Raw genomic sequence first — 9450 nt, forward strand, 5'->3', positions numbered from 1 at the left:
AAAAGTCAAGCTGCAAAGAGAATGAGACAGTAACGGTGTACCGGGCGCTCCGGATTCCAGTCGAAAGGGATTTCGCGATGAAGACTTTCCAGTCGACCGAGATGGACGAAACCGACTGGCGCATCCTCGGCGAACTGCAGGCCGACGGGCGGCTGTCGTACAAGGAACTCGGGCGGCGGGTTCACCTGTCCGCCCCGGCGATCGCCGAACGCGTACGACGCCTCGAGACGGCCGGCGTGATCGCCGGGTACGGCGCCAAGGTCGACCCCGCCAAGGCCGGGCAGCCGCTGCTCGCGTTCCTGCAACTGCGCTGCCGACCGGCCGACTGCCTGCTGCGCACCACGTCGGCGGAGGACTACCCCGAGGTGGTGGAGGTGCACAAGCTCTCCGGCGAGCACTGCACCATGCTCAAGGTCCGCGCGTCGTCGCTGGGTGATCTCGAGGGGCTGATCGAGAAGCTGGGCGCCCACGGCGAGATGCGGACCCACATCGTGTTGTCCACCCAGTACGAGGGACGTCCGGTGGAGCGGCGCGACGACGAGCGGCCGATCACCACGGCCGAGGGCTGGGCGCGGTGATCCTGGTCCGCGCCGTCGAGCCCGTCAGAGATCGAAGCTGACCCAGGCGGGATCGTGATCGGTGCCGTCCCGGCTCAGCTTCCGCCGCCGGCCGATGAACGCGCCGGTCAGCTTCGAGGCGAGGGCCGGGCTCAGCCAGATCTGATCGATCAGATCGAACGTGCGCGGCTTGCCGGATTCCTTGTACGTCGAGGTCCAGGCCGGGCTGGCCGGCAGGTCGACCGTGGTCTTCACCGTCCCGATCTCGATCGGCTCCGCCAGGGCGTTGATCAGGCCGGCCGACGCGATCGGCTGCAGCGGGGCCGAGTCCGGGGTGTCGTTCATGTCGCCGCAGACCAGGTAACGCTGCCGGCTGTTCGTCCGGGCCGCCACGATCCGGGCGATCATGTCCGCCTGCCGGGTCCGCAGCAGGTCGTTGCGCCGGTCCGCCGCGACGGGGTCGGGGTCGTCGAAGGGGACGAACTTCGACTTCAGGTGAGTGCCGAAGACCGTCAGCTGGCGCCGGCCGCGCGCGTCCAGGATCTCGACCTCGATCAGATCGCGGGAGAAGATCGGCCCGGAGGGATCGTCGGGGTGGAACGTCCGCTGCCAGCTGGTCACTCCGCCGAGCGGGCGCCGGGACAGGATCCCGACATCGATGAACCGGGCCGAGTCGTTCCCGTCGATCACCATCAGATGCCGGTAGGCGCCGGCCAGGTGATCACGGTTGAACTCCTTCAACGCGTCGGCGTGCTCGACCTCCTGCACGATCCAGACATCGACGTCGGCGGCCAGCAGCCGCTCCGCGACTCGGGCCGTGTCCTCCGGCTTCTTGGCCAAGATCAACTTGCCGCGGGAGTCCAGCCGGAGCCGCCGCTCCGACTCGCTCGCGAACTCGTACGTCGCCGGAATCTCCTTGCTGCCCTTGGCCAGTGCCTCGACCGCACCGTCGAAGTTCCACCGGTCGAAGAGGTTGTTCAGATTGAACGTGCCCACCGTGACAGCCATGGCTGCCTCCCCGCTCTCGTGCCCTGGCACCAACGCTACGCGGAGAACCGGGAGGCTGCTGGAAGATCACGAGAACGGTCGGTTACCGGCCCAGGAACGCGGTCACCATGGGGAGCACCAGGTCCGGCCGGATGACCTTCATGTGCTTCGTACCCGGCAGGATCGCCAGCTGCGCGTCCGGCACTGCCTGCTTCATCTCCACGGCGTGCTCGAGCCGGACGAAGTCGGTGTCGCCGATGATGATCAAGATCGGCATGGTCAGCCCGGCCAACTGCTCGTCGGTCCATCCCTCGTAGTCGTGCACCGCAGCTTGATACTTCGGTACGGAGCTGAAGAAGCCATCCGGATCCGGCGCCACCTCCTGGTAGGCGCTGATCATGGCCGCACCCTCCTCCTCGGTGGGCATCCGCGGCGACTCCAGGTCCAGCCCGGTGATCTCGGGGTAGTAGGCCTTGCCGCGGGTCGAACCGAAGTGCGAGGCGGCCAGCACGAGCCGGCCGACCCGTCCGGGCGCCAGGACGGCTACCTCGGTGGAGACCAGCCCGCCCAGGCTGTAGCCGAAGAAGTCGGCCTGCTCGATACCGAGTTGATCAAGCAACGCGATCACGTCCTCCGCGCACTGCCGGAGGGAGAACGGCCGATCGCTGTCCGCCGTGTGCCCGTGGCCCTGCAACTCGACGCCGATCACCTTCCGCTCGGCGGTCAGCGCCGGCAGCAGGGCCTCGAAGCTCAGCCGGAACGTGAGCGCGCCGCCGTGCAGCATGATCAACGGCGGTCCCGGTCGATCCTCGCCGAGGATCTCGTAGTAGAGATCGATGCCGTTCACCGAGGCGTACGCGCCCTGCGCCATGTCGCTACCTTTCGTCTGCCGTGGAAGGGATATCTGGAGTGCAGGCTAACCACTCAAGGCGTAGGCCAGCACCACCGTGCCGTTGCCGAGGTCGGTCACCTTCTTCAACTCGACGGCGGTCGTGGCGAGTCCGGACAACAGCGACTCGCCGGACCCGGCCACGAACGGGGAGACGCTCAGATGCAGCTCGTCCAGCAGGCCCGCCTCGACCAGCGCCCGGCTGAACGGACCGTTGCCGTACTTGATCAAGGTGCCGTCACCGGCCTCCTTCAGCTTGGCGACCGCCTCGACCGGATCGCCGGCCAGCACCTCGGCGTTCCAGGTGGTCTCGGTCAGCGTCGTCGACGCTACATGCTTGGGCAGCGAGTTGATCTTGTCGGCGACCTCTCCGGTCATGGTCGGCCAGGTCTCGGCGAAACCCTCGTACGTCGCCCGGCCCAGCACAAGGCCGACGGCCGAGGACAGCAGCTCGCGCTGGTAGGCGAAGTGGTTGTCGTTCGGGACGACGTTCTGCTGGCCCGCCCACCAGGCGTCGCCGGACATCTTCCCGTCGATGGAGAGGTGATCGTATTCGACCAGTTTGCGCATGGGCCGGAGTCAATCACCCGGCTGAGCAGCCCGTCTTGTACCGGACCGAAGACTCCGTCCGGTCCGTACCGGACACAGGATGTCTTGTACGACAGCGCAGACTGACCTGATGGCGACGTCGCAGACAGGTCCCTACACCACCCGGGAGCTCTCGGTGCGCACCCTGCCCGACTTCGAGCGGTTCTTCTGGCAGGTCAACGGGTGCGCCTGCGCGCTGTATCTCTTCGGCCGGCACCTGAGCCCGGCCGAGACCTTGGGCGATCAGGGCCGGCGCTTCACCGGCAAGGACTGGCGGGCCGGCGAGCTGGCGGCGGTGGCGAAGCTCGTCCGCGAGGGGATTGCGCACGGGATCCTGGTCTACGCGGACGGGGAGCCGGTCGGCTGGTGCCACTTCGGCCGGGCGGACGAGGTCCCGGTCCCCCGCGACGACTCCATCCCGCAACGCATGTTCGCCCGCGATCCGTCCTCGGACTGGCGGATCACCTGCCTGCTCACCCGGATCGATCATCGACGCCGCGGCGTGGCCGGAACCGCCCTCGCGGCGGCGGTGGCGGCGATCAAGAAGCGCGGCGGCGGCTGGATCGAGGCGACCCCGGCGGCCTTTCCGCACCGCGACCCGATGCTGACGAAGCTGCGCCGGGCGCACGGTTGGCGATCGCCGGAGATCGCTGCCTATCTCCGTGATCATTGGCCGACCAAGGACATCCCGGGCATCGGCCGGGTGAACGGCTGCGCAGTCACGACCAAGACCATGGACCACACCGGCATGCTGTCGATGTACGAGAAGCTCGGCTTCAAGCCGACCGCGCTCGACGAGTTCACCGGTGATCAACGACGTCCCTGGATCCACGTCGTCGTCCGGCTCAAGGTCTGAGTCACCGCTTCCTGCGCTTGACACGTCCCGCTCGATTCCCGAATACTTAGTCATATGGCTAAGTATTCGGAGGAGGGCGGCGGAGACGCCGAGCTCGACCGGATGTTCCGGGCGCTGGCTGACGGCACTCGCCGGGCGATGGTCGCCCGGCTGGTGCACGGGCCGGCCTCGGTCAGCCAGCTCGCCGAGCCGTTCGCCATGGCGTTGCCGACCGTCGTCCAGCACCTCCGGGTGCTCGAGGAGGCGCGGATCGTGTCGTCGGAGAAGGTCGGCCGAGTGCGGACGTACCAACTCGTGCCCGACGCACTGGTCCCGGCCAACACCTGGATCGTGGCCCAGCGCCGCCCGCAGGAGAGCCGGCTCGACCGGCTCGGCGACTACCTCACCCGAACATCACAAGATCAGAAGGACTGACAATGACCGACCGCACCCAGACCCATGCCACCTTCGTGCTCGAGCGGGAGTACCCGGTTCCGGTCGAGCGCGTGTGGACCGCGTTCGCCGACCCCGAGATCAAGCAGCAGTGGTTCGGCAGCGACGATTTCGTCTACGTCGAGCGCAGCGACGACTTCCGGGTCGGCGGGCTCGTGATCGATGACGCCCGGCACGGCGAGGACGGTCCGCTGTCCCAGTTCCGTGCCACCTACACCGACATCGTGCCGAACGAACGGATCGTCTACAGCTACGACATGTGGCTCGACGGGGCCCCACGCCTCGACGTCGATCACCACGATCATGTTCGAGCCGATCGATGCGGGGACCCGGCTCACGTTCACCGAGCAGGGCGTCCATCTCGACGGGGTGCACGGGCCCGGGCCGGATGCCGCCGCCGGCCGCGAGTCCGGCACTTCCGATCTGCTCGACGCGATCGGCAAGCTGCTGGCCGGCCTCGACTCATGATCATGATCAACACAGGGATCGACCGATGACCGGCAAGGTGTTCTTCAGCGTTGCGATGTCGCTGGACGGCTTCGTCGCACCCGAGGACGTACCCGCCCAAGATCTTTTCGGGCCGCAGCGGAAACCGGACGATCCGAAGGTGCGGCGCTGGCTGGCCCAGTGGTCGGAGCTGCATCAGGCGACCTTTCCGCAGCGGTTCTTCCGGGAGAACCTGAAGCTCGGTCAGGGCGGCGAGGAAGGCCTCGACAACGACGTCGCGCGGATGACGCACGAGCGCATCGGCGCGAACGTCATGGGCAAGCGCATGTTCGACGCGGGCGAGCTGTCCTGGCCCGAGGAAGCGCCGTTCCACACTCCGGTCTTCGTGGTGACGCACGAGCAGCGTGATCCCTGGGAACGTCCGGGCGGGACCACGTTCCACTTCGTCAACGACGGCATCGAGGCGGCGCTCGTCCAGGCCCGCCAGGTCGCCGGCGATCGCGACGTCCGCATCTCCGGTGGTGGCACGACGATCATGGAATATCTGAACGCCGGCCTGGTCGACGAGTTCATGATCACGCTGTCCCCGGTGCTGTTCGGCACCGGAATCCGCTTGTTCGAAGGCGTGGACGCCGATCGTCTCGGCCTGGAGCCGGTCAGTGCGGAGGCCTCGCCGAGAGGGGTGACCTACCTGACGTACGCGGTCCGGGAGCGGAACGCAGCGTGACCGCGAATCCGCCGGCGAGCACACCGATGATCACCAGAAGATCAGGAACTCCCGCAACGATCGAGAACGTCCGGCCGGCCAGGTTGACCTCCGTCACCGACCCGACCGGCGTCAGCAACATCCACACCGCAACCGGGCTGAGCACGACCGAGATGATCAGCCAGGCAATCCAGGCCAACGCAACCCAGACAGCGGTGGCCAGCGGGGCGCGCCGACTCAGCCGGCCAACGATCCCACCGGCGGCCACGCCGCCGACGAGATGACCGATCGCGAGCGGAACGAACAGGTCGGTGTACGGCGTCGGTCCGGTGATCACCTGCTGCAGCAGCTCGATCGCCATACCGATCACCGGCGCCACGGCGCCGATGATCAACAGGCCGAGCAGAGCCCACAGGAGCACCGGCACCGGCGCCTCCCGCATTCGACGCCAAACCAACGCCGGCGCAGAACGGATCAACTCCCAGCGATACCAACGCCGGGCCGCCGACTCGCCGCGCTCGGCGGCGATCTCGGAACGCTCCTCGACCAGGTCGCCGAGCATGGCGTCCGCCGTCGCCCGGTCGGAGACCAGGGCCGCGAACGTGGTCTCGGTGATCATGTTCCTCATGTGAGTTGCTCTCCGATCGTGGGCTGCCACAGCTGTTCGGCGTGCCGCCGGGCGGCGGCCAAGGCTCGACGACCGTCGCCGGTGAGGGTGAACTGGCGACGGGAGCGGCCGCCTCGGACCGCCAACGGCGCGGAGACGGTCGAGCTGACCCAGCCCTTCTCCTCCAGCCGCGCCAGCGTGGTGTAGATCGCGCCGACCGAGTAGTCGTGCTCGCAGCGCCGGCTCACCTCGCGCCGGATGCTCAACCCGTACGCCTCCTGCTCGAGCTCCGCCACAGCGAGCAGCGCGACCAACTCGAGCCCGCCCGGCACCTGGCGTCGTCGTCCAACCATTCTTCTATCTTGTAGAACAAATGCTCGCGGCGCAACCCTTCGGGCATGATCGACCCAGTGTTGATCAAGGGCCCCGGCCCGCCAGGCTGGGCGGCATGAGCGACGCGGAGGATGTTCTGGCCGCGGCCCGGCGGCGGGCCGAAGCCCTGTCGACCGGTGACGCGGACGGGTTGCGGGCGTCGATGCACGAGGAGTGCCGCTGGACCTCGTTCGCCGGTCTGGTACTGGATCGGGACGACTACATCCGGCGCAACACGACCACGGTCGGCTGGGCGGCGCAGGAGATCGTGCAGCCGCTGATCCGAGTGATCGGCGACTGCGCCGTGCTGACCGGGACGGTGATCGACATCGTCGCCGGCGCGGGCGGTGAACCGGAGGAGTTCCGGCTGTTGATTACCATGACCTGGATCAGGGACTCCGGCCGGTGGCGCCTGCTGGCCGGGCACGCCGGTCCCCGACTCAGGGCTGCCGCCGAAGACTAGACGTCGGGCGTGGCCGGCGAGTGAACGAGCGTCTGGTTCGCCCGCCAGATTTCGAGCGCCTTCCGACGACGCTTGATCTCGGCCAGGATCCGACGCCGGCGAACGGACAGGATCGCGACCTCACGGATCGCCATGTTCTTGTTCCGGCTCCGCGCGACGCCGTCGAGCATGCTGACGGTCCGGATCGCTTCGTCGGCTTGGCGCAGCTGGGCCTCGAGGTCGCGCAGCGACCAGCCCGAGAGGTCCAGATCCGTGTCACCACCTGACAACTCCGCGCACCCCTGCCTCGGTCCCGCCGTGGCACCGTGAGGCAGCAGCTTAGTGGTCGCGTAGCCGCGTCGGCCGATTCGATCAGAACGTCGTCGTCAGGTCCTGGGTCTGACCGGTCTCCGCCGCGCGGTAACCGGACTCGATGATGTCGATCACGTGCCGGGCGTGCTCGGCAGTGACGATCGAGGGCGTACCGTCGCGGACCCAGTCGACGAGCTGCATCACGTCCTCGTACACGTGCTGCTCCTCGATCTCCCGATGCGGCCCGGTCACGTGCGGCAGCAGCGCCTGGTTGAGCGGCCCGCGGGCCTGCGTCTCGGCGGGGTTGCGGCCCGGGAAGTCGAACGGCTCGCCGTTGAGCAGCAGCCCGTTGATCGTGCCGTCGGTCCCGTAGAAGGCGCCGCCCATGCCACCGGTCATCGTTCCGGCGGCGGTACCGGTCGCCACGCAGAACAGGTTGTCGCCGAAGTCGATCAAGACCGCCGTGTTGTCGTCGGCGTCGGTCTCCACCGAGCGATCGCCGAACGACCGCGTCGGGACCCGGACGCCGGACATCGCGGTCACCCGCCGGGCCGGTCCGAGGATCCCGGTGACGGTGTGCAGCGAATAGACCGTCATGTCGTACATCGGGCCGCCGCCGGGTTTGCGGAAGTACCAGGACGGGTCGATGTTGGTCAGGACGTCGCTGCCGCCGCGGACCGACTCGTTCTCGTGGTACGTCCCGAAGGCGGCACCGCAGCTGACCCAGGACAGTGTCCCGATCGCGCCCTCCGCGATCAGTTCGCGAGTTCGTACGTGATGCGGACGGAGCATCTCGCCCGGCGACGCGACGATCCGCAGCTGCCGGGCCGCAGCAAGATCGATCAACTCGGTCGCCTCGGCGACGGTGATCGTCATCGTCTTGTTGAAGTGGACATGCTTGCCCGCTTCGAGCGCCAGTTTCCCTTGCTCGTAATGCAACCCGATCGGCGAGGCGATCGTCACGGCGTCCACGTCACCGGCGGCCAGCAGCTCCTCGTACGAGGTGAACGCCTGCTCGACCCCGAACTTCTCGGCTGCCGCCGCGGCCCTGCCCGGCACCGGGTCGCACACTGCGGCCAGCGCGACCCGGTCAGCAAGATCAGGTTGAGCGAGATGCGGCAGGATCCCCCGCACCGAGATGCTGCCGGCGCCGACGACTCCGATGCGAACCTGATCAGCCATGGCCTCAGTAGATCAGAATGATCAACTTCGCCGCGAGTGCCCGCACACGATGTGAACACCCCGCGGCGAGCAGTGATCAGGGCAACTGCAGCTTCGGGTTGATCACGTTGCCGATGCCCCGCAGTGCTTGGTCACACACCTCGGTGCCGGGCTCTGCGCCGTTGCCGATCGTCCGCTGCCCAGACGTTCCGTCGTAGTAGCGACCGTCGGAGACGCTTCGCTCGACGCGGTTGTCGACGCCGCACACCTCGGTGTCCCTGAACCGCCAGAACGAGGCCATCGCGCGGTGCGGGAACGCAGTCCCCGACCGGGTGAACGCGATCTGCTCGAACAGGTTGCGGTGAGTGTCGTGACGCAACCGCACCGGGTCACCGGTGATCCGGGCCATGGTGTTGCGGGCGAAGTGGTTGTCACTGCTGCCGTTCGCGACATAGGCGGCATGGATACAGCCGGGGCAGCTCGTGTTCACCAGGTCACGGAACACGGAGTCGGTCACGGTGTTGTTCGAGGAGTTGAGCAGGTGCAGCGCGGCGTAGCCAGGACCGTCGGGCACGAAGGCGTTGCCGAGCTCGGTGAACACCATCCGGTCGATCACGTTGCCGTCGGTGTCGAGCCGGATGCCGCCGGTGCGGTAGTGCGTGATCACCATGCCACTCACATCGAGGCTGGGCCCGCCGCCGGTGTTCATCCAGTAGTGGGACGTACCGGTGGCTCGGCTGCCGTCGAACGTCGGAGGGTGCGCCGGATCGGTCGGTCGGAGCGTGACCCGATCCAGGGTGACCTTGCCCCAGGACACGACCGCCGGTTCGTGATAGGTGCCCGGCGCGATCCAGACCGTGGCCGTTCCGCCCTGGTCCCCCGCCGGCACGTCGGCGAGCAGCTGCGCCGCGCGGGTCAACGACGCCAACGGCGCCTCGGCAGTACCCGGATTCGTGTCCGAGCCGTCCGTACTGACATGGAGGTGAGTCGGTGCCGCAGCCGAAGCAGGCGTGCCCGCCCCCGCCGGGCCCATGATCAACAAGCCGACCAGTACCAGCAGAGAACACAACCGCATTGGCATTCCGGACCCCCGT

General features: G+C 67.8%; 14 protein-coding genes and 1 pseudogene. 7 read left to right on the forward strand and 8 right to left on the reverse strand.

The window, feature by feature from the left end; all coding sequences use genetic code 11:
* Positions 1–77: 77 nt before the first annotated feature.
* The gene (locus tag BKA15_RS15755) at positions 78–578 is read left to right on the forward strand and encodes an Lrp/AsnC family transcriptional regulator (protein ID WP_179752295.1); all 501 of its coding nucleotides are present in this window, start codon (positions 78–80) and stop codon (positions 576–578) included.
* Positions 579–602: 24 nt separating this feature from the next.
* Here BKA15_RS15755 and BKA15_RS15760 read toward each other — a convergent pair whose 3' ends face one another.
* The 3 genes from BKA15_RS15760 to BKA15_RS15770 all read right to left on the reverse strand — a co-directional run bounded on the left by BKA15_RS15760 (position 603) and on the right by BKA15_RS15770 (position 3003).
* Entirely contained in the window at positions 603–1565 is a 963-nt protein-coding gene (locus BKA15_RS15760; RefSeq protein WP_179752297.1) for an endonuclease/exonuclease/phosphatase family protein, read from the reverse strand.
* Between the two features lie 82 nt (positions 1566–1647).
* Positions 1648–2415, reverse strand: a complete 768-nt coding sequence (locus BKA15_RS15765) for an alpha/beta fold hydrolase (RefSeq protein ID WP_179752299.1) — start codon at positions 2413–2415, stop codon at positions 1648–1650.
* Positions 2416–2460: 45 nt separating this feature from the next.
* Positions 2461–3003 (reverse strand): dihydrofolate reductase family protein, encoded by a 543-nt coding sequence (locus BKA15_RS15770; protein WP_179752301.1) that lies wholly within the window; start codon positions 3001–3003, stop codon positions 2461–2463.
* 109 nt (positions 3004–3112) lie between these two features.
* On the opposite strand from BKA15_RS15770, the gene BKA15_RS15775 reads away from it, so the two are divergent.
* The 5 genes and pseudogenes from BKA15_RS15775 to BKA15_RS15790 all read left to right on the forward strand — a co-directional run bounded on the left by BKA15_RS15775 (position 3113) and on the right by BKA15_RS15790 (position 5483).
* The gene (locus BKA15_RS15775) at positions 3113–3877 is read left to right on the forward strand and encodes a GNAT family N-acetyltransferase (RefSeq protein WP_179752303.1); all 765 of its coding nucleotides are present in this window, start codon (positions 3113–3115) and stop codon (positions 3875–3877) included.
* A 54-nt stretch (positions 3878–3931) separates the two neighbouring features.
* Positions 3932–4291, forward strand: a complete 360-nt coding sequence (locus BKA15_RS15780; RefSeq protein ID WP_218871355.1) for an ArsR/SmtB family transcription factor — start codon at positions 3932–3934, stop codon at positions 4289–4291.
* A 2-nt stretch (positions 4292–4293) separates the two neighbouring features.
* Positions 4294–4509, forward strand: a pseudogene (locus BKA15_RS37295) (SRPBCC domain-containing protein); the annotation flags it as partial.
* Between the two features lie 103 nt (positions 4510–4612).
* The gene (locus BKA15_RS35580; protein WP_246322355.1) at positions 4613–4777 is read left to right on the forward strand and encodes an SRPBCC family protein; all 165 of its coding nucleotides are present in this window, start codon (positions 4613–4615) and stop codon (positions 4775–4777) included.
* 25 nt (positions 4778–4802) lie between these two features.
* Positions 4803–5483, forward strand: a complete 681-nt coding sequence (locus tag BKA15_RS15790; RefSeq protein ID WP_179752304.1) for a dihydrofolate reductase family protein — start codon at positions 4803–4805, stop codon at positions 5481–5483.
* Here BKA15_RS15790 and BKA15_RS15795 read toward each other — a convergent pair.
* Together BKA15_RS15795 and BKA15_RS15800 are read right to left on the reverse strand one after the other, a co-directional pair.
* Positions 5413–6081, reverse strand: coding sequence for a hypothetical protein (locus BKA15_RS15795; RefSeq protein ID WP_179752306.1), 669 nt, complete (start codon positions 6079–6081; stop codon positions 5413–5415). The two genes, BKA15_RS15790 and BKA15_RS15795, sit on opposite strands and share 71 nt — an antisense overlap.
* Positions 6082–6086: 5 nt before the next feature.
* Positions 6087–6422 carry a PadR family transcriptional regulator gene (locus BKA15_RS15800; protein WP_179752308.1) on the reverse strand — a complete coding sequence of 112 codons (336 nt, stop codon included), beginning with the start codon at positions 6420–6422 and terminating at the stop codon, positions 6087–6089.
* A gap of 95 nt (positions 6423–6517) precedes the next feature.
* On the opposite strand from BKA15_RS15800, the gene BKA15_RS15805 reads away from it, so the two are divergent.
* On the forward strand, positions 6518–6904 hold the full coding sequence (locus tag BKA15_RS15805) for a nuclear transport factor 2 family protein (RefSeq protein ID WP_179752310.1): 387 nt from the start codon (positions 6518–6520) through the stop codon (positions 6902–6904).
* On the opposite strand, the gene BKA15_RS15810 is transcribed toward BKA15_RS15805, so the two are convergent.
* The 3 genes from BKA15_RS15810 to BKA15_RS15820 form a co-directional block, all read right to left on the reverse strand.
* Entirely contained in the window at positions 6901–7173 is a 273-nt protein-coding gene (locus tag BKA15_RS15810; RefSeq protein ID WP_179752311.1) for a hypothetical protein, read from the reverse strand. The genes BKA15_RS15805 and BKA15_RS15810 overlap by 4 nt on opposite strands.
* A gap of 82 nt (positions 7174–7255) precedes the next feature.
* Positions 7256–8377: a Gfo/Idh/MocA family protein gene (locus tag BKA15_RS15815; protein WP_179752313.1), complete on the reverse strand. Its 1122-nt coding sequence runs from the start codon at positions 8375–8377 to the stop codon at positions 7256–7258.
* A 76-nt stretch (positions 8378–8453) separates the two neighbouring features.
* A complete protein-coding gene (locus BKA15_RS15820) occupies positions 8454–9437 on the reverse strand; it encodes a right-handed parallel beta-helix repeat-containing protein (protein WP_179752315.1) in 984 nt (327 codons plus the stop codon).
* Positions 9438–9450: the final 13 nt, after the last annotated feature.

Source organism: Microlunatus parietis, from assembly GCF_013407955.1.
GTDB classification, from domain to species: Bacteria; Actinomycetota; Actinomycetes; order Propionibacteriales; family Propionibacteriaceae; genus Microlunatus; species Microlunatus parietis.